Raw genomic sequence first — 26,683 nt, forward strand, 5'->3', positions numbered from 1 at the left:
TTTTAATTATAAAACGTTATTCAATTAAATCTTCCCATAACAAAACGCTGTCTTTTTTAACATCTTTTTTTACTTTTTTCCCGATAATATCCTGCAAATATTTTGGTTTTATTCCCGTACCCGGCCTTTTTAATATAATCATATCTTCAGTGATTATTGAATTTTCAGCAATGTCTTTTTTAGTGACGATACTTCTCCTAGCTACTTTTTTAATTTCAATTTCTTCTTCAGTTAATCGTTTAATCCCATCACCAAACGCCTTTTCAACAGATCTAATTCCAATTACTAATTCTTTTAGCTGTGTAGGGTTTAACGATGCTTTATGGTCTGGACCGGGCAATTCATTATCTAATGTAAAATGTTTTTCAATAATTGTTGCACCCATTGAAACAGCTGCAATTGATGCATAAATGCCTAAACTATGGTCTGAGAAACCAACATCCAATTTAAACGCGTTTCTTAAAGTATGTATTACATTTAAATTTAGACTTTCATCTTTTGCAGGATAACTTGTAACACAGTGTAATAACATGATTTCATGATTTCCAGCGTTTTTTAAAGCAGTTACAGCTTCTTCAATTTCGCACAATGTCCCCATTCCTGTTGAAATTATTACTGGTTTTTTCTTTTTTGCAATATGTTTCAAAAATGGTATATTATTTAAGTCAGTTGATGAAATTTTAAACAATGGAACAAGATCATCTAAGAAATCAGCACTTTCGAAATCAAAAGGCGTGGATAAAAATAGGATTCCTTTTTCTTGACAATAATTATATAATCTTTCAAAATCTTTTTCACTTAATTCAAGTTTTTTTATCATTTCGTATTGGGATTCTGATTCAACTCCGGTATTTTGAATTTGGTACTCGGCCTTTTCTGCATTTTCAGTTACAACATTTTCTGTTTTAAATGTTTGAAATTTGACTGCATCCACACCCGCTTCGAACGCGACATCTATGAGTTTTTTTGCAAGTTCAAGGCTTCCATTATGATTTACTCCTGCCTCAGCAATTATAAATGCATTTTTTAGCCCTATTTCTTTATTTCCTATTTTTATCGCCATTTTCTCTTCTCCCCATGTAAAATTCAGCAAGTTCAAAGTCAAATTCTGTATCTATATCAATACTTCGGTCAGAAGTCATCGTATAATATGTAGTTTTCGGAGTGTAAAATGTTTTGTATTTTTTTAACTCATCAGTATATGCGATAAATATTGCACCATTTGGCATGTATGTTTTAGGTAGGTCTTGTCTTCTTTTTTCAAATAATTCCTGGCCAAACGCAGGAACCAAAAAGTCATTTTTTATGCTCATTGACCAGTATGGCGGATGATTTGGTTCGTCAACACTCACTAGGGATTTTGCTTCGGGATTATTTATTAATTGATTTATAGATTTATCAACATCTAATGTAATTTTTAGCGGAGATGTGGGCTGTAACAATACAATTATATCAAAAAATTCCCCTTTTTCTTCAAAAAATTCGATTGCATGAAGTATTGAATCAATAGTTGGTGAATTATCTTTTGCAAACTGGAGGGGCCTTAAAAATGGAACTTCTGCACCACAAACTTCCGAAATTTTTGCAATTTCTTCATCGTCTGTCGAAACTATTATTTTAGTTAAATATTTGCTGTTTTTTGCGCATTCAATTGTCCAGGCGATAAGTGGTTTTCCGTAAAGGTTTTTTATATTTTTTCGAGGCACGCCTTTACTTCCGCCTCTTGCAGGAATTATTGCCAATATTTTCATATTATCTCTCATTTTACATTTAATAAATTTTTTAATTCATTAATTGAAATCAGCTTAAACATAAAAAGTCCTGTTAAATACATCAGGAAGTATGTAATTGTAAATGAACTTAATTTCATTATCAGACTGCTGAAAACTATATTTTTCATTAAAAATAATGGTATCAATGAAAAAATACCTACTATGGACACCAGAACGTATTTATTAAAATTCAATGAATAATGCAGGAATTTACGTAAATAAATTATTTGAAGTATCCACATTATCAGGTAGCCAATTACGGTTGTTATTGCTGCACCAAATACGCCAAATTTTGGTATGAGTAATAAATTAAATGTTAAATTAAAAAACGCTCCAATATAAAGTATTTTTGTAGATAGTGCAGGTTTTCCAATTCCATTTAATACTGAAAACCCGATAGTGTTCAATGTTAAAAAAATAGCACCGATACTTAATATTTTCATCGGTTCGGAAGCGGACAAATATTCTGGGGTGAAAAGAATGCCAATTATTGTTTCAGGAAGATATGCCATTAATAATGAGAATGGAAGTATTAATAAAAAAGAATAATAGCTTATTTTTTCAAAAATGCTGTTCAATATCTCTTTATGGCCCTTTTCCCATAGTTCTGAGCTCATCGGAAAAAGAACAGATGCAACAGAAACAGATATGTAACTTAAAATAGTTACTGTGGGCAGTGCAACATTACGGTAATCTGCAACCGTATTTAATCCTGTGAAATAGGTTAAACAAATTCCATCAAGGTATCCAAGAATAATGCTTCCAGCACTACCTATCATTACAGGGATACTGTATGAAAAGAGGTCTTTAACGATTTTTTTAGAAAAAATAAATTCATCCTTAAAAAAATTAGGGTAAATTTTTTTAAATGTTATACTTGAGTATATAATAATCATAATAATTGGGGTTATTGCATAAGCAAGGGCGGGAGCATACGCATTTTTAAGATTAAAGAAGTTAATAAAAATAAAAGAAAAAATTAAGACCGATGCTATTTTGACTACCCTTGTAGAACTTGCATAGTTTTGTTTTTGAAAACCTGAAATAATATTTGAAAAGAAATCAGCACATCCTTGTAGCAATTGTAGTCCGACTGTCATTAATATTAGTACATTTATTACCGTAAAAATGTCATTTGAAAACTGGCCTTGATTGTTTATATAATATTTGGCAATTAATGGGGCCAATAGAATTAAAATTCCTGAAAAAACGCCAGAAATTAAAAATTGAAGAATACCAGTTATTACAATTGAGGATTTTACCATATTATATTCATTTTTCGCAATGTATTTGGGAATATATTTTATGATCGCCTGTTCAAGCCCCAATGCTTTAAAAATTGCAAAAACGCAGAATAAATCCCAAACTGCATAATATAGTCCGACATCTAATTTTGGAAGTTCGTGGGAATAATAAACTCTAACAAAGTATGCAAGCGGGGCCGAAATTAAAAAAGAAAGTACATTCCAGCTAATTCCCGATAATATCTTTTTTTTGTATTCCAAAAAAATCACTTCACAATCTATCAAGGATTTTTATGTATTGTTTTATAGATGAATCCCACGTGAAATTTTCTTTTAAGAATAATTTTGCAGCAGTTCCGTATTTATTTATCAATTGTTTATTCGAGTATAATTTGCAAATTCCGTTTTTTATTTCTTCTTCGTTATTATTCGGCAATAAAATTCCAGTATTATCCTCAAATATTACTTCATCAGCACCCTCATGGGGACTAGCAATAATGGCTTTTCCAGAACACATTGCCTGTAATAGTGAACTTGAAAGTCCCCCCCCAGGATAAGACGAATGAATGTATATATCAGAGGCTTTCATTGCAGATATTGCATCTTTGAAATCTAATTTTCCCAAAAAATATATTCCGTTATCTAAATAATCTCCTGCAAGATTTTTTAATCTTTCTAAGTCTTCACCATAACCGATAATCAATAAAACGGTATTTTTTTGAATTTGTTCAGGTAGTTTGGAATATGCACCTATTATGTTTTCTACACCTTTCCACTTATAAAGTCTTCCCAAAAAACAGATTTTAAACTTATTTTCAAATTTTTTAGCCAATTCTAAGTTTTTTTCAATTTTTTCAATTTCTTCAATTTCCATACCTCTATATATTATCGGAATATCTTTTTTTTCTAAGAAATTAGTTTTTATGAATTTATGAACTGCTTTTGAAATTGCAATAACGCTATCTGATCTTTTGAATATTATTTTACCTACTGAAATATCATAAAAATATGCCAGATGATTTTTAATTGGATTTTCGAGCTTAACGAAATCACTTCCATGTTCAACATGGATTAATTTTTTAGGTTTTGACCTAAATTTCGCATAAATTAATCCTAAAAGAGTATTTGAAAAAAATCTAGTTCGGGTCATTACGATATCTGGTTTTAGCAAATATGCATCAGATAAAATTTTCCAAAATCTTAAATTAAATATATTTGGAACAGGATAGTTCGAAATAAGTTCAAATGCAGGATACCGATATACTTTTACAAAACCATGTCGGATTTCAAATTCTTTAGATTTTGGAATATTTGGTGCAAATATTGAGATATCATAGTTTTCAGATGGCATATATTTTGAAAATTCGTCAGTATGCGTTTCTAAACCGCCTAAATGGGGTACAAAGTAGCCTGGAAAAATAAGTAATTTTGCTTTTTTCATGATTTACATCTTTAAAATTTTTAAATTATTCCATTTTCCAAAGTAAGTATTTTTTCCATTTAATTTAATGTGGTTTAATGTTAGGCCAGATTTTAAATATAAAAGTTTTGGAACTCTTGCAACAACATTTATTTCGTCTTCATTATCATTTAAAATAAAAAATGGTTTTAAATAATCAATTTTTGGATTATTATATGCAATATTTACAAGCGCAGGGTAATGAATTCCATTAATTTCACCAAAAAACCAGCCCTTAATTTTGTCCCACAAGGACTGTTTTAAATAGATATACTGGCAATCAAAGGTTTTTTCATCAAATTTTATTGGAAATTCTCGATATCTGCGTTATTTAATTTTTTATTGAACAAATCAATAGATTTTGAAAGGTCCTTTTTATATTTTAAAATTAGATTTTTTGGCGGCAATTCTTTTTTTAAAATGCAATTTTTAACAATATCGTATTCTTTAAGTTTATACAATGAATTTAAGTTTGAAACGTATTCTTTTAATTCCATGTCATATTTTGAAAGATAGTACGTATTTCCAAAAATTACATCTTTTAAAACGGGTTTATAACTATCTGGAACTTTATTTTCAGCATAATTTAAAATTAATTCTTTTAATCTTTCTTTTTCAGAAATATCTAATTCAAAATAAGTTTTTGAGGGGTTTAAATTGTTATTTTTTAAAAATATAATCGATTCTTTTTCAGAATTAAAAAGCGGAATTTCGTTGAAATAATAAAGCATTTTAAATAATGGGTAATTTTTACCATAAATTGCAAAATCATTTTCAATTTTTTCAATTCCTAATTCTTTTAAAATAAGTTCATCAACTTTCGGTTCGTTGTTTTTATAAATACTATCCAAAATATTTAAAAAATCTGAAATTTTTTCGTTATTATTTTTTCTTTTAATTTCCAGAAATAAATCCGATAACATAAAAACCCCCACAAAAATCAAATCCTTTATATGTATGATTAATTAAAAGGATATAAAGTATTAGTTTAGGCGTTAATTTGTACTTGGTGAAATCTTGAAACTTTTTGGGACTTCGGGGATTCGAATGAAAAATTTAGATCCTTTAATTGCATACAAAGTTGGTTATGCAATTTCAAAAAATTTTAAAAAAGCAGTTATTGGAAGAGATACGAGAACTACTGGAAACTTAATTGAAAGTGCTATTACAGCAGGACTTCTTAATGGTGGCTGTGATGTAACTACAATTGGAATGGTTCCAACTCCAGTTTTGGGTTATTCTGCAAAAGACTATGATTTGGGAATTATGATTACTGCATCTCATAATCCTCCTGAATACAACGGGATAAAGTTATTTAATAAAAACGGAACTGCATTTGATCCAAAGCAGGAAAAAGAACTCGAAAATATAATTAATAATGATGATTTTAACGAAGGTACTTGGGATAATATTGGCTGTGTTATAGAAGATAAAACCGCAGTTAAAAATTATTCTGAGTATATTTTACAAAATTTAGATATAAAGACTAATTTTAATGTTGTTGTTGACTGTGCAAATGCGGCAGGGTGTGTAGTTTCTCCAAATATATTCACTGAAGCAGGATGTAAAGTAATTTCTGTAAATTCGCACTGTGATGGAAGATTTGTTGGACGGATGCCTGAGCCAAATGAAAAAAATTTGAAGGAAACCGTAGATATTATAAAAGGTTTAAATTCAAACTGTAGAAATTATATTGGGATTGCGCACGATGGTGATGCTGACAGGATGATCGCAATTGATGAACTTGGGAGAGTTACTGATTTTGACAAGCTTTTAGCAGCATTTTGTAAATATATTGTTCAAAAAACAGGCGCTGACAAAATTGTGACCACTGTTGACGCTTCAATGGCTATTGATGAATATTTAAATGAATTTGGGGCTGAAGTAGTAAGGACAAAGATTGGGGATGTTGCAGTAGCTGAGGAACTCGAAAAAACAGGCGCTATTTTTGGAGGGGAACCTTCTGGAACATGGATACATAGGGATATTCATTTAACTCCTGACGGCATCCTTTCGGGACTTAGGGTTTTAGAAATGATGGAATTTTACGACAAAAAATTGCATGAAATTATTGATGAAGTTCCTTCATACTACAATATGCGTGAAAAAATATTGTGCCCAGATAATTTAAAGCAGCAAGTAATGGATTACGTCTCAAAAGAAGGCGAAAAAATATTTGAAAAGAAACCTGAAACTCTTGATGGGGTTAGATTTTCATTTGAAAAAGGTTGGATATTGATAAGGCCTTCTGGAACTGAAAGCTACGTTAGAGTTAGGGTTGAGGCAAAAGAAAAAGATTTTGCAGAAAAATTAATGAAAACTGGAATTTCAATGGTATATACGGGAATTTCTGGAAATTAGGGGGTTAATATGGATGCAATAATATTATGTGCTGGAAAAGGAACTAGGTTACATCCAATAACAGAATCACGCCCAAAACCAATGATTCCAATTGCGGGAAAACCTATACTTGAACACATTATTGAAAAAATAGAAAACCACGTTGAAAAAATATATCTGGTAGTTGGTTTTGAAAAAGAAAAAATTATTGAATATTTCAATGAAAACCCTAAAATTGAATATATTTTGCAGGAAAAACAGCTTGGAACAGGGCATGCGGTTTTAACGGCTAAAAATTTTATAAAAGACGATTTTTTAGTTTTAAATGGGGATGTAATTTTTGAAGATTCAATTGACGAAATTTTAGATTACGAAAATGCAGTCGCACTGTCAAAAGTAGATAATCCTGAAAATTTTGGCGTAATCGAACTTGGATACGACAATAAGGTAATAAATCTGCTTGAAAAGCCAAAAAAAGAAGAATTAACCTCAAATTTTATAAATGCAGGAATTTATAAACTTCAAAATAGCGTATTTGGAATTTTAGAAAATCTTGTTCCATCAGAACGCGGAGAAATCGAGTTAACTGACGCTTTGAAGAAACTAATTGAAATCGGAAAACTTCACGGTGTTGAATTAAATGGCTACTGGAACGATATTGGTCATCCATGGGATGTTTTAAGTGCAAACAGCCACTTTTTAAATAAAATAATTTCAAAAATTTCTGGAAAAATTGAAAATAATGTATCAATTACTGGAAACGTTATAATTGAAGAAGGCGCAGTAATAAAATCAAATTCAGTAATCGAAGGGCCAGTAATTATAAAATCTGGTTCTATTGTAGGGCCTTTAGCATATATTCGTCCAAATACAATTTTAATGGAAAATAATTTTGTTGGAAATTCTTCTGAAATTAAGGGAAGTATTATCTTTGAAAACACGAAAATTCCGCATCTTTCCTACGTTGGGGACAGCATAATTGGTGCAAACTGTAATTTTGGATGTAACACGATAACTGCAAACTTAAGATTTGATAATAAACCTGTTATTGTAAATATCAAAGGAAAGCCTGTAAAAAGTGTCAGAAAACTTGGAGCAATAATTGGCGACAATGTAAAAAGCGGAATTCAAGTTTCATTCATGCCCGGTGTCAAAATTGGTAGCAATTCATTAATTGGGGCAAATTGCCTAATTGATAGTGATATTGAACAGGAAAGTTTTGTTTATAAAAAAGACGAACTTGTAATTACTAAAAAGAGGAATTAACATGATTATTGGACCAAATATCACAAAAGATTTTTTATCGGATTTAAAAGAAGGCCAGCTCCAGCAGTGCGGTGTTGATTTAAAACTCGATAAAATTTACAAAATTGAAGGAAAAGGGGCAATTGATTTTTCAAATGAAAAACGAGTTCTTCCAGAACATGTTTTAATTTTTGATTCGGAAAAGGATGAAAAAATCGAGCTTGAATGTGGGATATATATTGTAAAAATTAAAGAAAAAATGAATATTCCAGAAAACATGGCTGGTTTTGCATATCCTAGAAGTACGCTTCTTAGAATGGGCGTAACGCTTTATACTGCAGTACACGATCCTGGATACGAGGGATATGCAAGCTATTTAATGCATGTAATGAACCCTGTAACGATGTATAAATATGCAAAAATTGCACAGATTGTGTTTTCCGAAGTTAAGGATGGAAATGGAACTTACAGTGGAATATATCACAAAAAATAATAAAAATAGAAGTTTCTTTTTTTTTCAAACTATTTTAAAAAAACTTTAAAGTTTAGTTATTTTTTTAAGTTATTTATCAAGTCTTTGCGTTCTTTTAACTGTAAATGCGAAAAATGCAGGTAAAACGGCGCCACCCAAAATTGCTTCTGTTAACGCAACATCCGGTGCAAGTAGGGAGCTGAAAAGGTACGCAAGTCCAAGTCCGCCAAGTCCTGTTAAAACAACACATTTAATTAAGTCTTTCTGAATCAAAGCACCGATGTATGACATTAAAACGAGTGCCATTATTAAAAAATCAATATAAATACTCATTTTCACACCTTACTGCTTTTTTAATTCATCGAAGTAGTCTGCATTAGCTATTGCATGTGCTGAGAATGGAACTAACACTAGATATGTTAAAGCAAGCAAATACTGCCTAAATACAAGCAATATCACGATACATGCAATATCGATAACCCCCGTGATATGGAGTCTTGCATAAACCATTTTTTCACGGTCTTTTTCAACCCAGAGCCTAAATGATGCTAACAATATCCCAATAGATGCGATTATTAGTACAATATCGTCAAACATGAATTCACCAATTATATCAAAGATTTTTTAAAGATTAGGCAGATTTATTATACAATTACCACTTAATCTGTATTCAACAATAATTTAAACGAGTAAACAGGATAGATTACATATATAGTATTAACAACAGTAATAATACCAATAATAATGATTAATCATTATAATTCTTGATTATATATAATTATCTAAGGTGATTTTGTGATTGCAGAAAGGTGTTTGGGAACAGAACAGTCCGAAATTCGTAAAATATTTAACATGGCGACAGAAAACTCGATAAATCTGGGGATTGGAGAACCGGATTTTGATACTCCAAAGCACATTGTCGAAGCTGCTAAATCGGCTCTCGATGCTGGAAAAACGCATTATGTTCCAAATGCAGGAATCCCAGAATTAACTTCTGCAATTTCTGAAAAATTGAAGAAAGATAATAAATTAGATATTTCACAAAAAAATATTGTCACGACTTGTGGAGCTTCTGAAGCACTTATGCTTTCATTATTTACGCTCGTAAACCGTGGCGAAGAAGTTTTAGTTCCTGATCCAGGTTTTGTTTCATACAAAGGTTTAACTGAACTTTGCGAAGGAAAAATGGTTCCAATTGATCTGGATGATAAATTTAGAATTGATTTGGAATCTGTAAAAAACAGTATTTCAGAAAAAACAAAATGTATTGTTTTAAATTCGCCATCAAACCCGACAGGAAGTGTGATGACAAAGGAAGAAATTAAAGGAATCTGTGAAATTGCAGACGAAAAAAATATCTGTGTAATTTCTGATGAGATATATGAAAAGATAATTTATGGAAAAAAACACTATTCTGCAATGGAATTTACAGATAACTGTATATTAATTAATGGATTTTCAAAAGCTTACGCAATGACTGGCTGGAGAGTTGGATACTTGGCAGTAAACGAAAATTTTGATAATAAATACGAAATACTTGAAAACATGATGAAAATCCACCAGTACGGCTTTGCATGTGCAACATCCTTTGCACAGTTTGGTGCAGTTGAAGCACTTACTGGGGATCAAAATTGCGTTTCAGACATGGTTTCAGAATTTGAAAGAAGAAGGAATTTAATTTATTCAGGAATGAAAGAGATATTTAGCGTTCAAAAGCCAGAAGGGGCATTTTATATATTCCCTGATGTTATTGAATATGGAAACGGAATGGATGTAGCAACAAAACTCATTCAAAACGGAATTTTGTGTGTTCCCGGATCAGCATTTGGTAAAAATGGAGAAAACAGTGTACGATTCTCATACGCTACAAAATATGATGATATTGAAAGAGCATTAAGCATTATGAAAAACGTTCTTCTTTAATCGAGATGGTACAATGATAATCAAGATAAAAACAAATGTAAAACCAACCGAAGATGAAAATAAGGTTTTAAAAGCAGTAACTAATATATTTGTTGACGCAGAAATGGAGGTTTCTGAAAATATCTATACTGGAGTTTCAAAAGATATTTCAAGATTTAAAGAGCTCCTTAGAAGTCAGGCAATTTTGGATGCTGCAAGAAACGTTCTTGAAAGAAATATTGTTGGAAATGCAACGAAATTTCATATAAACAAACAGGCAGCGTATTCCGGAATTTTAAACTTTGATAAGGATGTTCACGGCGGAATAAAACTCGAATTTATTTGCGAAGAAAATGAAGATATATTTGGATTGATTAAAGATATTGCTCCAAGAACGAGAAACGGGGTCATAATAAACGAAGATGAAGAATTGGAAAACAAAAAAGAATAATTTATAAATTTTTTACCAATGATCTTTTTTAGTTAACCTTATATTTTTTTAAATTGTAAACTTATAGTTATAATTATTATGCTTGGTGAGAATTGTGATGAGATACGTAGCATATAAAATACATCCACAAGAATTTGCAGAAAACGAAGTTTTTGAAAAATCACTTATTTTGGATGGAAAAAGAATTCACAGGGTTAGATTACTTGGAAATGTTAGCAATGTTGATAAATCAAACATTGTTTCTTTCGATCTTGGTGGAATTTCTGTAAAAGATTTTGAAAATAAATCATTAGATGTCGAAGAAAATGATTTTTTAGATATCATTGGAAGAATTGGGGAATACAATGGTGAAAGATACGTTGCACTCGAAGTTTACAGCAAAAAAAATGAAAATAAAGATAAATGGACTGAACTAAGAAATTTAGAAATCGAAAAAACCAGAAATTACGTAAAAGACGAAGAAACAATTATTTACAACAGGGACGAAATGTCAAGTGAACTTTCTGTTGAAAGTGAAGCTTTAGAAGATCTTTACGGGGATTTGGATATCAAAGATAAAGTCTTAGATACAATAAGGGAAAATGACGGAATTACTTATGAAGATTTAATTGATAACTTGGGACTCGAAGACGTTGAACTTGACAATGTTTTGTCCGAATTAAAGGAAGATGGGGAAATTTACGAACCAAATCCTGGAAGTTACAGAATATTATAATCATTTTAATTTTTTTCGGAGGGGTAGTCTTGAAAAAGATATATTATTATTCGGGGGCAGTATTTTTAATAATTATTCTATTTTTAGTTGGATTTATTTTATTAATCCCTGTAGATGGGATCAGTTCTAAAAATATGGCAATGATAAATCTTGATGGTACAATAAGCTCACAAACTTCAGAATCAGGTTTTTTCAGTGAATTTGAGCCAAGCGTAGACGATTACATCGAATGGATCGATGATGCAGAAAAAGATTCTAATATAAAAGCAATAATTATCAAAATCAACTCCCCTGGTGGAGAAGTTATCGCAAGTGAAAAACTTTCAAGAAAAATAAAAGAAGCATCCGAAGAGAAAGTTGTTATTGCATATATTGAAACAATGGGTACTTCAGCAGCATATCAGGCTGCATCTTCAACAGATTATATTGTTGCAGAAAGACAGGCACTAGTTGGAAATATCGGCGTTAGGATGGAAATTATACACTATTATGGATTGATGGAAAAACTCGGTGTGAATGCAACAACAATTAAAAGTGGGATCTATAAAGATATCGGTTCTCCGACAAGACCAATGACTGAAGAAGAACAGAGAATGCTCGAATCAATTGTTGATGAAAGTTATTATGAATTCGTTTCATGGGTTGCTGAAAATAGAAACATGACAATAAATGAAACGTTACGGGTTGCTGATGGAAAAATATACAGTGGGGTTCAGGCTAAACGGGTCGGATTAGTCGATATGACTGGAACAGAAGAAGACGCAATAGAAGTTGCTGCAAAAATGGCAAATTTATCAAATCCGGAAGTTTATGAGTATGCTGGAAGTTCTTCTGTAGGGATATTTGGAATGACATTTAACGATGCACTATGTAGTTTCGGATATGGTTTTGGAAAAGGGCTTTCAGAATCGAATATCGAAGAAAGTTTTAAATCCTATCAGATTTATTACTAAAATAAAATACTTGAAACACGTTTTCTTTTTTGTGGTGAAAAATATGCTAATCGAATCAGTCTTTTTTTTAGCAGTAGGTTTATTTATGCTATCTTATGGTAGTGATTGGTTTGTTTTAGGCGCTTCAAGAGTTGCAAAGCAGTTTAACATCTCCAGTTTTGTAATCGGGGCTACAATCGTTGCATTTGGAACGTCGCTTCCTGAAATTGTAACAAGTGCATATGCGGCATCTACTGGATCAGTTGATTTGGCAGTTGGGAATGCTCTTGGAAGCTGTATTGCAAATATCGGGCTTGTACTTGGTTTAAGTTTGATTATTTCTTCAGTATTTATCAAAAGCAGGTCGGTTCTTAAAAACGGCTATTTATATATGGTTTACACGATAATTTTCACGATAATCGGATACAACGGTTTTTCATTTTTAGATGGTGTATTTTTACTTCTTTTACTTGCACTTTACGTGATATATACGATAAAATCTGGCGAAATGGATGAAGACGAGCACGAAAAAAGTGTAACTTTTAGTGGGGCAATATTTTACCTTGCAATCGGACTTTCATTTGTAATATTGGGAAGTAGTTTTTTTGTCGATGGTGCAAAAGGACTTGCAACTGCTTTTGGAATATCTGAAAAAATTATTGGATTTACAATCGTTGCATTTGGAACGTCGCTTCCTGAACTTGCGGTTTCATTTGCTGCAGCAAAACAGAAACTTGGAGGAATTGTTATTGGAAATGTGATTGGAAGTAACATTGCAAATATGTTTGGAGCGCTTGCAATTGCATCTTTGATTCACGAAATTCCTGCAGTTAAATTTGAACTTTCAGTTAATATTTTGATGGTATTTTTACTCCTGATTTTAATGAACAAGGAAAAAATAAAAGCAGTATTAAATTTGAACTCTACAAAAGACTATCTTTCAGAAATTACAAAAATAGATGGCTTAATATTAATGTTAATATACTTGCTATTTGTTTTGGGGCTTACCGGAATCTTTTAAATTTATTTTCTTTTTTCTTTTGATTTTTTGAAAATTAGTTTAAAATTTAAACTTTAACAATTCTTTATATATCATTTTCATATAATTTTTAAATACGATTATTGATTTTTACTGGTTTAATTTTTATTTCAAAATTTTGCGTGATATTTGTGAAGACATTTACAATTACTGTAAAAAAGACAGAAGGATTTAAAAAATTTGAAGTTCCTGTTGGAATTACTGTTTTAAGTGCTCTTGAATATATAAACAAAACTTACGGGGAAAATATTCAATTCAGGTCGTCATGTAGGGCAGGGCAGTGCGGAAGCTGTGCCATGATGATAAATAAAAAATCAAAGCTTGCATGCAAAACCAAAGTTGAAGATAATGCGATTATCGAGCCTTTGGATGGATTTGACGTAATTTCGGACCTCGTAGTTAATAGGGAACCATATTATAAAAAAATTGGAACACTTAGAAATTACATTCAAAAAAAGACTGAGAAAATAACTGAAGAAGACTTAGATAAATTAAAATTGTACCCCGATGATTTAAAGGACGTAAAAAAAATTCGTGGGTGTATTGACTGTTTAAGCTGTATTGCAATGTGTCCTGCGAGAAAATATTCAGATTATCCCGGACCAACCTTGATGAGGCAGCTTGCAAGATTTGCATTTGATCCAAAAGATGAGTTAGATCGGGAAAAGGAAGCATTTGATGAAAATATTTACAACTGCACAACATGTGGCAGATGTGTTGAGGTCTGTCCAAAAGAGATTGATATTGTGCACAATGCAGTTGAAAAATTGCGAGAAAAAACATTTAAGAAAGGATACAATTTAGATAGCCACCTTGAAGTTAGGAAAAACGTGCTATCACAAAACAGGTCTATCCCAAAAGAAAAAACTTCATTTTTAGAAGAAGTTGCTGAAGAATACCTCGTAAAAAACGAAAAAATGAGAGTTGCATTTTTTACAGGATGTCTTATTGATTTTAGGTTGCAAGAAATTGGAAAAAGTGCAATAAGGGTTTTAAATGCACACGGAGTCTCAGTAATTATTCCTAAAAATCAGGTATGCTGTGGATCGCCATTTATCAGAACAGGTCAGACTGATATTTCAGACAAATTAAAAAAACAAAATCTTGAAATTTTTAATAAATTAAATGTTGATTCTGTAGTTACATTATGTGCAGGTTGCGGAAGCACTTTAAAGAACGATTACACTGAAAAAGAATTCAAAGTAATGGATATCACGGAAGTTTTGGTTAAAGTTGGATTACTTGATTACAAACCACTGGATATCACGGTAACATATCACGATCCATGCCACCTCAGGCGCGGTCAGAAAGTATACCTTGAACCTCGTAAAATATTGGAAAGCATTCCAAAGTTAAAATTCGTTGAAATGGAGATTCCAGATCAGTGTTGCGGAGCAGGTGGCGGAGTAAGATCTGGAAAACCAGAAGTAGCTGACACAATCGGTAAAAGAAAGGCAAATATGATTTATGCAACTGATGCAGATTATTTAATTACAGTATGTCCGTTTTGTGAATACCACATAAGGGACAGTTTAAAGAAGTATTTCGAAGAACACGGATTAAAAAAAGATATTCCAGTAATGAATATAGTTTCACTGCTTGACAAAGTGATTTAAAATTAATTAAAAGTTTAAATTACTCTTATTTTAACGTTAATTAGTTTAGAAGTGAAAAAATAGCAGGATCAACTCAAAATGGGATTATTTAGAATTTGAACTCCAACAGGCACATTCTGATTACAGATATTATGGTAATAAAATCAAAAACCAAGTAAATATGATGATAGGGGCTTGGGTTGCATCAATTCCAATATTTAGCCTAATTTCAAACTTTGATCTTAATGAAGTTCATTTTTGGACAGGAGTATTGTTGGTAGTAGCATTAATTCTTATGGTAAGTCTTATGTTAATAAATGACATAAAAAATCTGCTGAAGATTTAATAAATTCATATCTAGCAATTAATACTCTTAAAAAACACATCAATAAACATTATGTGCCGGAGTATACTATAAAAGCCCCAACTATCTCATTAATACTCTTTTCACAACTTAATCTATAGCATTTATCTTAGCCTGTATATTATGTATCCCAGTAATAGTTATTCATTTAATTAAATTTTGGATAGAACATCTACTTGAAGATTTACTATTTACAATACTACCAGTTATATTAATACCCACAATATTGTGCTCTTTGAAAAATTACTATGAAAAATACAAAGAAATATTAAAAATTTTTAAACCTTATGATCCAGAACTTAAATCGGGCATTGATTTTAAGGCATTTCTCGAAAAAATTACGGGTAAAGATGTGATTATTTCATTTTTAAGCATGGTAATTTTTTTACTTTCGTTAATGATTTTTAAATTATTGTCCATAATTTGAGATTAAAATAGCCTTATTTTTTAATTTAAAGCGTATTCCCCTCATTAAAAATTCATTCAAAATAATTATTCTTCAATTGAATATTAAACTTCTCTTTTACAATTTAACATTAAATTGGAAATTAAACCTTTAAATTTTATATATAATTTTAAACAGATAAATATCCATTCAATTAAAAAAAGGGGTTTATTATGGTACTTGGCAAAATTAGATCAGCAGTTTCATCAACATTCTCAAAACTTGCAGATGCATTCAAACCAAAATCAAGATCTGAAAAGATCGAAGAAATTCGAGAAGAAATTAAAAATGACCAAACTTCTTATGAAAAAGGGACCGCGTTCAAACTATGTTGTTTAGATATGTTCCCTGAAAAAGACTTTGATCTTCTTGAAATGTCACACGATGATCCCAAAGCTTCAAACGGTAGATTCATTAAAAGCGATTTAAAACCCGATTTACAATTTAATCATAAAAAAACAGATAGTCCTTTTAGTGTTGAATGTAAATACAGAAGCAATCTTTTTAAAGGTGCTTACAGCTGGGCCAACAACAAAAAACAAGCTGATAAATATAGAGAATTTGAATTAGAAAGCCAAATTCCCGTATATATCGCAATGGGTTTAGGGGGAACCCCTGAAAAACCGGAACAAATTTACTTAATGCCTTTAAAAGAAATACAGTATAATTCACTCTATCCGAGTGTTTTAAACGATTATGAAGTAAAAAACATAGAAGATATTCTTAAAATAATAAATTAGATTTATTGGATGGAAAAACATGATAAAAAAAGATATTACCGAATTTGTAGATATTCCACATCAAAAACTACTAAAAAAGATCTATAACTTTGAAAAAACAATTCCCCACGATGAACTTTTTAAATCTCAAAAAAATGGTTTTGGATCAACATATGGACTAAGTGATTTAAAAAACTGGGGCATGTTAAAAGAAAACGTTAAAAATCAATATGATATAAAGAAAAATGAATATACTATAACTCCACTGGGTAAATACGTTGCATTGCTTTTGAAAAGGATTAATAAAGAAGACTTAAGCGACGAAGAATTAGAATTTTTAAACGATTATACAATTTTCAATGAATTATTTGAAATTCCAACACTAAAATTTATTTTAAAAACACTTTACCATAACAGTGAATTTATAAGTTCTAAAGAAATTTCAAACGGTGTTTACAAAAACTTAGGAATTTCCAACTTTGCAACCAATACAGAAATAAAAAAACTTGCAGTAATTGGTTTTTTAGAATCTTACGTAACAGGTAGTTTCATATTTGCCACACATTCTTACCGGTTAAACGAGCTCGGAAAGAAAGTTTATGAGCATTATAATTCAAATCCAGAACCAATAACGCCCCCTGTAAAAAATGAAGAAATTAAAAAAGAAATAAGTGATACAGACCAGTTAGCACATGAAAAAGGAAAAAATTTTGAAAGTTATGTAATGGATAATTTTTTTCCAAAAGAAAACTTCGATTTACTCCATGTAACGCCTGATGCAGAAACTAATGAAAAAAGGTATGTTGAAAGTTCAAGAAAGCCAGATTTACAATTTAGGGATAAAAAAACAGGTAAAATATTTTACGTTGAATGTAAATATCGAAGTAGATTATTTAATGAAAAGTATGTATGGGCAAAAAATACCGAACAGGCGGAAAGATACCGAAATATTGAGTATTTAGAAGAAATTCCGGTATATATCGCAATGGGATTAATGGGAACTTCGGATAATCCTAAAAAAGTATTTTTAATGCCATTATGTAATATGGAAAATGTTGCAATATTTCTAAGTGTTTTAAAAGATTACGAAATAAAAGAAGCTAAAGATGTATCCAAAATACTAAATTCTTAAATTTTTAATCTTTAAATTACTCTTTTTAAATTTTAATTAAACTCAAAATTAAATCTTTAAATTATATATACGATTTTTATTAAATGTATATCCATTAACTTTTATTATTTTGTAATCTTAATTGATTAACAACTATCCAAATAGGGGGAAATAAATGCCTGAACTTGAAATAAGAAAAAATATTTTAAAATATTTACATGAAAAAGGCAATTATGTAACTGGGGGCGAATTAGCCGATAAAATAAATCTTCAAAAAGATGAATTAAAAGTTCATCTTGATTTTTTAGAAACGGGAGGCTATTTAAAATTAAACGGTGCAGTCGGCGGAATTTCCCACATTTCAGCAATAACCGAGAAAGGAAAAAAGATGGTTGAAAATAACGAGTTTAAATTTCAAAAACCATTCTTATCTTAAATTACTCATTTTCAAAAAATTGAAGAAAATTTATCTTTTTTAAGAAAATTAAATCAACATTTTTAAATAAAATTTATTTAATAATTTGGTTCACGACATATATTGTTTTTATTTGTGGGGAGTTAGCATGAATTTGGTACTTATAATAACATTGGTGGTATTCGCATTTTCATTTAGAAAAGTATGCAACAATATAATCAATGATTTTTCAGGTTATGAAAATTCTCAAAATAATAAATTTATCGATGTTGTAGAGTCTATCCTGCTCATATCGTCAGTCGTTTTTTATTTTGTATTAGTTGCATTTTTGGGCAAAGGACTTTCAACTTTTGAAGTATTTCAAAGTCAAATTCCTGAAGTTAAGATAGTAAGTATACTTATTCTTCCACTTATCGCCATGTATTTATTTTCAGTATTTGCAAGTAAGCAGGCTGTAAATTACAGCTTTAAAAAGGAATTAATTAAAAAGAGAGATGTAAAAAAGGAAATTTAAGAAAATTGGGTTTTAAAAATTCAAATGGAGTTTTTTTTATCTTTTTTTAAGAAACTTAAATCAGAATTTTAAATTCTTTTTTAAATCAACTTAAGGTCTATTTCGAAAAATAAATTTTTGGTGCGGATAATTGAATTCTTCAACAAATTCGTCTTCTAAAAATCCTATTTTTTTATAGGGTGCTCTTGGAGCCACACCTTTCAAATCGCCTTCACGAAACGTTGTAACCGAAATATCCATATCTTTTGGAAATAAGTCGATCATTTTTTTAACCATTGCATATCCAATTCCCATTTTGCGGTAATCTGGATGTACTGCCATACATGAAAGGCATTTTGAATAATATGAAAATATCAAGACCCCTACGATATTGCCATTGTCGGACTTTGTAAAAAGAGCTGTTTTTCTTTCAATGTTTTTTATAACTGTTTTTTTATAATCTTCCAACTGTTCTGCAGTTTCCAATCCTGGAAAATTATCTCTAACTATTTGAATCATTTCTATGCAGGCATATCGTTTAGTTCTGCAAATTGTAATTTAAAATTGGGAGCATTATGTTTCCTTACAAGTAGATCCATGAAAAAAACACCTTTTAAAACATTGCTGTAAAGTGGCCCATATATTCAATGAATATGTGTAGGATAAAAAGATTTTTATTACTTTTAAATTACTCTTTTTAATTTTAAAAAAATAATAAAGTTACTCTTTTTTAATTTTTTCAACAACTTCTATTCCGTAAATTTGGGTGTCCGGATATTGTCCAAATTCATCTTTTTCAATTGCCTTTACCATGTCCCAAATCGTTAAAAGTGCAACAGAAACTCCAGTTAAACTTTCCATCTCGATTCCTGTTTTGTATGTAGCTTTTACCCTTGCTTCTGCTTTTATTTTATCATCAAAAATCTCAAAATTAACTTTTATAGATTCAATCGGAAGTGGGTGGCACATCGGAATGATATTCGAAGTGTTTTTAACCGCCATAACTCCTGCAACTTGCGCAGTAGTTAAAACATCTCCTTTAATGAGTTCTTTTTTGGTAATTTTTTCAATAGTCGATTTTTTAAGTTTTATAAACCCAATTGCAGTACAAATTCGTTCAACGTCCTTTTTTTTGGAAACATCGACCATTTTTACGCCATTTTCATCAACATGTGTAAGCACGATTATCGCCTTTTGAATAGATAATATTAAGAAAAAGAATATTCGTATATTGTTGTGTAATTTTATTTAAGTTATTTGATTCTATGTTGTGAAAATAATGAAGATCGACGGGCTAACTGAGAGAATACTTACGCTACTTGAAAAATACAGCACTACTAGAGAAATTGCGGCCGCCATGGAAACCCACCCTAAAAATATTGATAGATACATCCGGGTTTTGAGGGATCTTGGGTTTGTCGAAACAAAAAAGGGAAAAACGGGCGGTGTTTTTTTAACAAACGAAGGAAGATACGTTTTAAAGAAAAAAAATATAAATTTAATTACTATCAAAGTTCAGGTGGTCGCTGAAGATAAAATAGGGCTGTTGGCAAGTATATCTTCTAGAATTTCTGAAATAAATGGGAATATTTTATCAACTACGCTTGAAAAAGAAGGAAATAAGGTAAGAGTCTGGTTAGTCATCGAAAATCTTGAATTTAATGATTTAAAAGATAATTTAAAAGATATAGCTGATAAAGTGGTGCTTTTATGATCGAAGTAGAGATAAAAGTTAGTTTAATGGACGAAGATTCTGAAAAAATACTCGAAAAACTAAAAAGTCTAGGTTTTGAAAAAAACGAAACAAAAGAACAAATTGATAAATATTTTAACGGAATAGATCGCGATTTTCAAATAACCGATGAAGCTTTAAGAATAAGAAAATCCCTAAATCTCGATACAAACGAAGGAACTGTATATGTTACCTACAAAGGAAAAAAATTAGACAATATTTCAAAAACAAGAGAAGAAATTGAATTAGAAATTTCGGAAATGGATCCAATGTACAAAATTTTTGAAAAGTTAGGATTTAAACCCGTCGATCCAGTTCGAAAGGTAAGGGAGATTTACAGAAAAGATGATCTCGAAGTTTCATTTGATAATGTGGATTATGTTGGAAACTATCTTGAAATTGAAAAAGTTGTGGACGACGATTCAAAACGCGAACAGGCTCTTGAAGAACTTCTAAATTTACTGAAAAGTTTAAATATCAGTACTGATAAATTAGAAAAGAGATCTTATTTAGAATTGCGGAGAGGAAACTGTGGAAAATAGGAAATTGGTGGCATTATTTATTGGATTGGCAATGATCTGTTCTACAATCCCACTGTTTTTTTTCACATTAAATTAATTAATTTTTTTTTAAAATAAAAAAGTAATGGAATTAACCCATAAGTTTGTTTATTCCATCAATAACTGCTTCCACTGATGCTTTAACAACGTCATCGCCAGTAGCTTTTGCAATAACTTCTTTTTCATGATTTTCAAGTCTAACGGTAACTTCTGCAATAGCGTCAGTTCCACCCGAAATTGCACTGATGTTGTATTCATTTAATCTGACGTTTTCGCCAACTGCAGCCTGAATTGCTTTTAATGCTGCATCGACAGGACCAACCCCTAGTTCAGATGTTTTATAAATTTTATCTCTTACTTTCAATGCAACGCTTGCAGTTGGAAGTACGTTGTTTCCGGTAATTACTGCAAACTGCTCTAAATCAACGATTCTTTCAGATTTTAAAGTTCTCTGAGTAATATCTTCAGTAATTGCCATTACATCTGCGTCGGTTACAATTTTTCCTTTATCCCCAATTGCTTTTACCCGTTCAACAATGTCGCAAAACTGTTCTTTTGAAAGATTATCTCCAATTTCAACACCGATTTCTGAAAGCTTTGATTTTATCGCGTGAGCACCGCTATGTTTTCCAAGAACAATTCTACGCTTATTACCAACAATTGCAGGATCAATTGGTTCATATGTTAGGGCATGTGCTAAAACACCGTGTGCGTGAATTCCACTTTCGTGAGCAAATGAATTTTCGCCAACGATTGCTTTGTTAGGTTGTGTTTTAATTCCTGTGTAATTTGAAACGATTCTTGAGAGTTTTGTGAGCATTTTTGTATCGACATTAGTTTCTATTCCGTAAACCATGTTCAATGTCATCACGGTTTCTTCTAATGATGCATTTCCTGCTCTTTCACCAAGTCCATTTACAGTACAGTGAACCTGTTCAGCACCAGCTTCAACTGCTGCAACTGAGTTTGAAACAGCAATTCCAAAGTCATTGTGGCAGTGTACTGATAAAGGAACTTTAATATCTTTCTTAAGTTCAGAAATCAAGTAATTCATTGAATTTGGAACCATAACTCCAACTGTGTCTGGAACATTTATCCTGTCTGCCCCGGCTTCAACTGCTTTTTTGTAAACTTCTTTTAAATAATCGAGTTCAGTTCTTGTAGCATCTTCTGCTGAGAATTCTACAATTACTCCGCGTTCCTTGATGTATTCGATAGCTTCGATTGCAGTATCGATAATCTTTTCTTTACTCATTTTTAGCTTGTATTCCCTGTGTAGTGGGGATGTTGCAATAAATGTGTGGATACTGTCAACACCACAATCAATTGCAATATCAATATCTTTTTTAACAGCTCTTGTAAGTCCGCAGATTTCTGCATCGAGCCCCATAGAAGTTATTTTTTTAATGGATTCCTGTTCGCCTTCGGAAGATACTGGAAAACCGGCTTCTATTGCATCAACGCCAATTTCGCTTAAATGTTTTGCAATATCTATTTTTTGGTTAGGCATTAGGGAAACTCCGGGGGTCTGTTCCCCATCCCGTAGCGTAGTATCAAATACGCGCACCTTTTCGGGCAGTTTCATAGATTTTAGGGAGTTTTTAATAATTTCGTTACTATCCAAATAAGATTCCATATCATCACCATTAACTAAATAAAATATTCAAATAATGTAATTTTAAAGATATTATGCTAAGGAACTATTTAATTATTTTTACGATACCAAACTCCTATTAAAATGCCTAAAATCATACCTGTGATTAGATACGTGATATTTATAAAGTAATTTTTGTAATCGTTACCAAACAAGTTTAAATTATTTGAATTTCCCGGAATTTCGTAATTCACGCTTTCTTTCCTATAATTAAAAGCATCACTATCAAATTCTTTTAGAATATCCATATTCATCTGGGCGTAGGCTATAGAATATTTGAAATAGAGAATTTTTGAATATTTATCGTCTAGATTTTCCGCGTATTCGAAATAACTTAGCGCAGAAACCGGAATATATTCTGAATTATTTTCATTATTTAAAACGCAGTTTTCAGCTCTGTTTATCTTTTTTTCAGCCAAAGCTGATAGATAATCTACATCTGTTGTATAATCAAGAATTGTAGTCGAATAAACATATGCATCGATACTTTTTGATATTGCAAGAAGATACTCTTTTTCGTTATAAAGATCGATCGAATCTTCGATCTGCGTTACTGGATAAGCTATGAGTTCTTCTGAAAGAACTGTTGAAGTATATACAACAACAATTTCTGAATTGTCGAGGTACTCTCTTGAAAGATATTTCAGGTCTTTTTCATCAATTTCTTCAGGATTTTCTTCTTCAGGCGCTAGTTCAAGCCACCAAATTCCAGTTTCGGCCCTTAACTTTGCATATGCAGCATATTCAAGTGCAGAAGTTAGATTTCTTTCATCAAGCTGATAAAATGATTCATCCATTAATTCGGAAGCTTCATATATTCTGCTTTTTGATGAAAATATGTATTCAATATTGTTTTTTGTCAAAGTTACATTTGATACATAGTTCTTTTTTTCACGTATGCTTTCATTTACAGCTAAAAGGTAATTTTTAACAGATTCGTTATTTTTGCATAAATATTTTGACTGCAAGGTTTCAAAGATAACTAAAGCATTAAAGCTTCTCGACATTCCTGCATAATAATTACTGTTTGAATCCAGTTCATTTCCAAGATAAACTAAATTTGATGCAGTTTGAATGTTTTCTTGAAATTCCTGTTTTTCCGAAGAATTTAATATTGACAAATCTAAATTTTCAACATCTTCAAGGTTTTTTTTAGCATTTTCCAACGTAATTTTTGATAATTCTTCCATAATTTGATTATATTTGCTATCAATCATTGGATTTTTTTTGTAATCCGTTTCAATTTCGTAGTTTGTGAAGTAATAAACTGCATCGTAAATATTGCTTACTTCAACAACGTTAATTCCGAGATTTTTACCGTATTCGATACTATCGATTGAGTTATTATTTTCATCGATTTGATATCGCTGTCCATAAGGTATTAGGAAATAATCAACGTGTTTTTCGGCCCCAACTTCAATTTTTTCAAGTATTCCACCAACGGGCCCAATTGTTCCATCTGGACCAATCATTCCTGTCATCATGACGTTTTTATTCAATGTCCAATTATTTATTGCAGCAATCGTTGCAACAGTTAAAACTGCGCCTGCAGAAGGTCCTCCAACTGTCGGAACGTCTGACCTGATGATATAATAAACATCGTAGTCGTCACTGTCTTTTCCGCAAGTGTCAAAAGCTACTTTTGATGCAATTCTGGCAGAACCTTGCATATCAATATCTGTAAGTGGTAAAGTGTCCATATACGCATGGCCTTCCCCGTCTGAAACTTTTACATCAATATCAACTGCTGTCCCAACGTATCCTTCATCAGTTATTGAAACTGCAGGGGCCGTAATGCTGACATAACTTTCAAATTCCGTATTATTTTCTAAATCAAATGCAAAGGTTGGACTTATTGCTATTAAAATTGTGAAAATTGTAATAAGTTTTTTCATAAAAATCCCCTAACTAAAATTATGTTAAATCGATTATAAATTATCGATTTTTATTTTATTTTTTGTTAAATTGACCAATTTTTTAATTAATTCGTCTTCAAGTCCTTTTTTAACTTCCATATTGAATTTTACAACATCGGAATAGTTTTCATCAACAATTTTTCCGAAATTTTCAACAATCTGTTTAACTTTTTGTATTTCAGAATAGTCAAATTCTGCTAAAATATGAACTTTTTCGAAAATCTCTAAGATTCCGCTTGAATTTACAACTTCGGTTGCAGTATCACTGTATGCTTTTACAAGTCCACCATATCCTAATTTAACTCCTCCAAAATACCTTGTAACAACGATAACTGTATTTTGAAGATTTTTAAGTTCTATAACTTTGTAGATTGGTTTTCCGGCACTTCCTTGCGGTTCACCATCGTCATCATACTTCATTGCAAGGTTATTTTCAATATCTACCCGATATGCAGAAACTTTATGATTTGCATCAGTGTGAATGGACTTAATTTCATTTATAAATTCTTTTGCTTCAATTTCGCTTTTTATGGGTTTTCCATAACCGATAAAGAGAGAACCTTTAAAAACCAGTTCAACTTTTGAAAATGATTTAAGGGTTCTATAGAACTCTTTTTGCAAAAATACCACTCAAAATTAATTAAAATTTAATAAAATACTTTTTTTATAAATTAAATGTTTATTTTTTTAAATATGGTTCCTTCTTTTGGATTATCTTCAATCAGGTAGCCTATATTCTTTAAACCATCCCTTATTTTATCAGACATTTCGTAATTTTTCTGCAACCTTAAATCTGACCGCAGTTCAATTAAAAATTTAATAAATTCTTCATCATTTGATTCTGACGAGGTTTTAAAATAATTTTCAAATAATCCAAATATTTCGCCAACTATTTTAAAGAAATCAAATGCTTTTAGAAGTAAACCTTCACTTGGAGTTTCTACCAAACTTAAATACTTATTAACTCCATTAGAAACTTCAAATACGGATTTTAACGCTTCAACCGTGTTAAAATCTGAATTCATAGCTTCGTAAAAGTTATGTTTTGAATTTTTTAAAATATCATAGAGTAAAAATTCATTTTCACCCCATGCTCCAGATTTTTTAGATTTTTCAAGCGAAATTCTTATGTTTTCAATCACATTGTATATCTTTTCAAGATTATTTTTAACATGGGTCATTGATTCAGCAGTATAATCGATAGGACTTCTGTAATGCCTTTGAATAAAGAAAAACCTCAAGATTTCAGGATCGTACTCTTTTGAAATATCTTCAATAGTTACAAAGTTTCCAAGTGACTTGCTCATTTTTTCTCCATTAACCATTACAAATCCAGTATGTAACCAGTAGTTAACCCAATCTTTTCCAGAATATGCAACACTTTGTGCAATTTCATTTTCGTGGTGTGGGAACGATAAATCCCGTCCTCCGCCATGTATGTCAAACTGTTTTCCAAGATATTTTGAGCTCATTGCAGAACATTCAATATGCCAGCCAGGCCTTCCTTCTCCAAAAGGACTTTCCCATTTAGGTTCTCTAGGCTTTGCAGTTTTCCAAAGTGCAAAATCTTCCGGATTTTTCTTTTTTTCAGACGTTTCGATTCTAACTCCTGAATATAAATCTTCTAAATTAATATTGCTCAATTTTCCATAATTTTCAAATTTTTTAACTTCGAAATAAACGCCATTTTCAGTTTTATATGCAAAACCTTTTTCGATTAACTTTTCAATAAATGCTATGATTTCAGGGATGTGTTCAGTAACTTTTGGATAAATATCTGCAGGTTTTACTTTTAATGTGGCCATATCGTTTAGAAATACGTTTATAAATTGTTCAGAAAGTTCTTGTGGATTTTTTCCTTTTTCATTAGCTCTTTTAATAATTTTATCATCAATATCTGTAAAATTTATAACGAGATTTACAGTATATCCGATATGTTCAAGATATCTTCGAATGATATCAAATGAAACATATGTTCTCCCGTGTCCAAAATGCGTGTGATCGTAGACTGTGGGGCCACAAACATACATTTTCACTTCTTTTTCAGTTAATGGTTTAAATTCTTCTTCTTTTCTTGTGAGCGTGTTGTAAACTTTTAGCATAATCAT

The 26,683-nt window shown here is 30.9% G+C and carries 27 protein-coding genes and 1 pseudogene; 15 read left to right on the forward strand and 13 right to left on the reverse strand.

Translation table 11 applies throughout. From position 1 onward, the window contains the following. Window positions 1–16: 16 nt before the first annotated feature. From neuB to MMARC5_RS02585, 5 genes and pseudogenes are all read right to left on the reverse strand, one after another. Window positions 17–1,063: an N-acetylneuraminate synthase gene (gene neuB, locus MMARC5_RS02565; protein ID WP_011868275.1), complete on the reverse strand. Its 1,047-nt coding sequence runs from the start codon at window positions 1,061–1,063 to the stop codon at window positions 17–19. Continuing rightward, window positions 1,041–1,751: an acylneuraminate cytidylyltransferase family protein gene (locus MMARC5_RS02570; protein ID WP_048058442.1), complete on the reverse strand. Its 711-nt coding sequence runs from the start codon at window positions 1,749–1,751 to the stop codon at window positions 1,041–1,043. The genes neuB and MMARC5_RS02570 overlap by 23 nt, the downstream gene beginning before the upstream one ends. A gap of 8 nt (window positions 1,752–1,759) precedes the next feature. Next, window positions 1,760–3,277 carry a flippase gene (locus MMARC5_RS02575; RefSeq protein WP_011868277.1) on the reverse strand — a complete coding sequence of 506 codons (1,518 nt, stop codon included), beginning with the start codon at window positions 3,275–3,277 and terminating at the stop codon, window positions 1,760–1,762. A 10-nt stretch (window positions 3,278–3,287) separates the two neighbouring features. Then, a complete protein-coding gene (locus tag MMARC5_RS02580; protein ID WP_011868278.1) occupies window positions 3,288–4,457 on the reverse strand; it encodes a glycosyltransferase family 4 protein in 1,170 nt (389 codons plus the stop codon). Between the two features lie 3 nt (window positions 4,458–4,460). Next, window positions 4,461–5,398, reverse strand: a pseudogene (locus MMARC5_RS02585) (hypothetical protein). Window positions 5,399–5,492: 94 nt separating this feature from the next. On the opposite strand from MMARC5_RS02585, the gene glmM reads away from it, so the two are divergent. Genes glmM through MMARC5_RS02600 form a run of 3 tightly spaced genes read left to right on the forward strand, consistent with a single transcriptional unit; the run spans window position 5,493 to window position 8,553 of the window. Continuing rightward, window positions 5,493–6,836 carry a phosphoglucosamine mutase gene (gene glmM, locus MMARC5_RS02590; protein ID WP_011868281.1) on the forward strand — a complete coding sequence of 448 codons (1,344 nt, stop codon included), beginning with the start codon at window positions 5,493–5,495 and terminating at the stop codon, window positions 6,834–6,836. A 9-nt stretch (window positions 6,837–6,845) separates the two neighbouring features. Next, a complete protein-coding gene (gene glmU, locus MMARC5_RS02595) occupies window positions 6,846–8,081 on the forward strand; it encodes a bifunctional sugar-1-phosphate nucleotidylyltransferase/acetyltransferase (protein WP_011868282.1) in 1,236 nt (411 codons plus the stop codon). 1 nt (window position 8,082) lies between these two features. Continuing rightward, the gene (locus MMARC5_RS02600) at window positions 8,083–8,553 is read left to right on the forward strand and encodes a deoxyuridine 5'-triphosphate nucleotidohydrolase (protein ID WP_011868283.1); all 471 of its coding nucleotides are present in this window, start codon (window positions 8,083–8,085) and stop codon (window positions 8,551–8,553) included. Between the two features lie 69 nt (window positions 8,554–8,622). On the opposite strand, the gene MMARC5_RS02605 is transcribed toward MMARC5_RS02600, so the two are convergent. Then, window positions 8,623–8,865: a DUF4040 domain-containing protein gene (locus MMARC5_RS02605; protein WP_011868284.1), complete on the reverse strand. Its 243-nt coding sequence runs from the start codon at window positions 8,863–8,865 to the stop codon at window positions 8,623–8,625. A gap of 9 nt (window positions 8,866–8,874) precedes the next feature. Beyond that, entirely contained in the window at window positions 8,875–9,129 is a 255-nt protein-coding gene (locus MMARC5_RS02610; RefSeq protein ID WP_011868285.1) for a cation:proton antiporter, read from the reverse strand. A gap of 198 nt (window positions 9,130–9,327) precedes the next feature. On the opposite strand from MMARC5_RS02610, the gene MMARC5_RS02615 reads away from it, so the two are divergent. From MMARC5_RS02615 to MMARC5_RS02665, 10 genes are all read left to right on the forward strand, one after another. Then, entirely contained in the window at window positions 9,328–10,455 is a 1,128-nt protein-coding gene (locus MMARC5_RS02615; protein WP_011868286.1) for a pyridoxal phosphate-dependent aminotransferase, read from the forward strand. Window positions 10,456–10,468: 13 nt separating this feature from the next. Further along, entirely contained in the window at window positions 10,469–10,885 is a 417-nt protein-coding gene (locus MMARC5_RS02620; RefSeq protein ID WP_011868287.1) for an RNA-binding domain-containing protein, read from the forward strand. Between the two features lie 97 nt (window positions 10,886–10,982). Further along, complete coding sequence (locus tag MMARC5_RS02625; RefSeq protein WP_011868288.1) at window positions 10,983–11,600, forward strand: hypothetical protein; 618 nt, start codon at window positions 10,983–10,985, stop codon at window positions 11,598–11,600. Between the two features lie 29 nt (window positions 11,601–11,629). Continuing rightward, window positions 11,630–12,553: a signal peptide peptidase SppA gene (gene sppA / locus MMARC5_RS02630; protein WP_011868289.1), complete on the forward strand. Its 924-nt coding sequence runs from the start codon at window positions 11,630–11,632 to the stop codon at window positions 12,551–12,553. A gap of 43 nt (window positions 12,554–12,596) precedes the next feature. Continuing rightward, a complete protein-coding gene (locus MMARC5_RS02635; RefSeq protein WP_011868290.1) occupies window positions 12,597–13,553 on the forward strand; it encodes a calcium/sodium antiporter in 957 nt (318 codons plus the stop codon). A 149-nt stretch (window positions 13,554–13,702) separates the two neighbouring features. After that, window positions 13,703–15,187 carry a fumarate reductase (CoM/CoB) subunit TfrB gene (gene tfrB / locus MMARC5_RS02640; RefSeq protein ID WP_011868291.1) on the forward strand — a complete coding sequence of 495 codons (1,485 nt, stop codon included), beginning with the start codon at window positions 13,703–13,705 and terminating at the stop codon, window positions 15,185–15,187. 961 nt (window positions 15,188–16,148) lie between these two features. Further along, entirely contained in the window at window positions 16,149–16,715 is a 567-nt protein-coding gene (locus MMARC5_RS02650; protein WP_011868292.1) for a hypothetical protein, read from the forward strand. 19 nt (window positions 16,716–16,734) lie between these two features. Continuing rightward, window positions 16,735–17,826, forward strand: a complete 1,092-nt coding sequence (locus MMARC5_RS09835; protein ID WP_011868293.1) for a hypothetical protein — start codon at window positions 16,735–16,737, stop codon at window positions 17,824–17,826. A gap of 154 nt (window positions 17,827–17,980) precedes the next feature. After that, a complete protein-coding gene (locus MMARC5_RS02660) occupies window positions 17,981–18,241 on the forward strand; it encodes a hypothetical protein (protein WP_011868294.1) in 261 nt (86 codons plus the stop codon). Between the two features lie 127 nt (window positions 18,242–18,368). After that, complete coding sequence (locus tag MMARC5_RS02665; RefSeq protein WP_011868295.1) at window positions 18,369–18,734, forward strand: hypothetical protein; 366 nt, start codon at window positions 18,369–18,371, stop codon at window positions 18,732–18,734. A gap of 90 nt (window positions 18,735–18,824) precedes the next feature. Here MMARC5_RS02665 and MMARC5_RS02670 read toward each other — a convergent pair whose 3' ends face one another. Together MMARC5_RS02670 and moaC are read right to left on the reverse strand one after the other, a co-directional pair. Next, window positions 18,825–19,232, reverse strand: coding sequence for a GNAT family N-acetyltransferase (locus MMARC5_RS02670; protein ID WP_011868296.1), 408 nt, complete (start codon window positions 19,230–19,232; stop codon window positions 18,825–18,827). Between the two features lie 201 nt (window positions 19,233–19,433). After that, window positions 19,434–19,895 carry a cyclic pyranopterin monophosphate synthase MoaC gene (gene moaC / locus MMARC5_RS02675; RefSeq protein ID WP_011868297.1) on the reverse strand — a complete coding sequence of 154 codons (462 nt, stop codon included), beginning with the start codon at window positions 19,893–19,895 and terminating at the stop codon, window positions 19,434–19,436. Window positions 19,896–19,992: 97 nt separating this feature from the next. On the opposite strand from moaC, the gene MMARC5_RS02680 reads away from it, so the two are divergent. Beyond that, on the forward strand, window positions 19,993–20,427 hold the full coding sequence (locus MMARC5_RS02680; RefSeq protein ID WP_011868298.1) for an Rrf2 family transcriptional regulator: 435 nt from the start codon (window positions 19,993–19,995) through the stop codon (window positions 20,425–20,427). Continuing rightward, a complete protein-coding gene (cyaB, locus tag MMARC5_RS02685) occupies window positions 20,424–20,987 on the forward strand; it encodes a class IV adenylate cyclase (RefSeq protein ID WP_011868299.1) in 564 nt (187 codons plus the stop codon). The genes MMARC5_RS02680 and cyaB overlap by 4 nt, the downstream gene beginning before the upstream one ends. A 109-nt stretch (window positions 20,988–21,096) precedes the next feature. Here the strand turns inward: cyaB and MMARC5_RS02690 are convergent, their stop codons facing one another. The 4 genes from MMARC5_RS02690 to cysS all read right to left on the reverse strand — a co-directional run bounded on the left by MMARC5_RS02690 (window position 21,097) and on the right by cysS (window position 26,677). Then, window positions 21,097–22,641 (reverse strand): 2-isopropylmalate synthase, encoded by a 1,545-nt coding sequence (locus MMARC5_RS02690; protein WP_011868300.1) that lies wholly within the window; start codon window positions 22,639–22,641, stop codon window positions 21,097–21,099. Window positions 22,642–22,709: 68 nt separating this feature from the next. Then, complete coding sequence (locus tag MMARC5_RS02695) at window positions 22,710–24,554, reverse strand: S16 family serine protease (protein ID WP_011868301.1); 1,845 nt, start codon at window positions 24,552–24,554, stop codon at window positions 22,710–22,712. Window positions 24,555–24,587: 33 nt separating this feature from the next. Next, entirely contained in the window at window positions 24,588–25,205 is a 618-nt protein-coding gene (locus MMARC5_RS02700) for an IMPACT family protein (RefSeq protein ID WP_011868302.1), read from the reverse strand. Window positions 25,206–25,246: 41 nt separating this feature from the next. Continuing rightward, window positions 25,247–26,677, reverse strand: coding sequence for a cysteine--tRNA ligase (cysS, locus tag MMARC5_RS02705; RefSeq protein ID WP_011868303.1), 1,431 nt, complete (start codon window positions 26,675–26,677; stop codon window positions 25,247–25,249). Window positions 26,678–26,683: the final 6 nt, after the last annotated feature.

It is taken from the genome of Methanococcus maripaludis C5, from assembly GCF_000016125.1.
Taxonomy (GTDB): domain Archaea; phylum AGJL01; class Methanococci; order Methanococcales; family Methanococcaceae; genus Methanococcus; species Methanococcus maripaludis_D.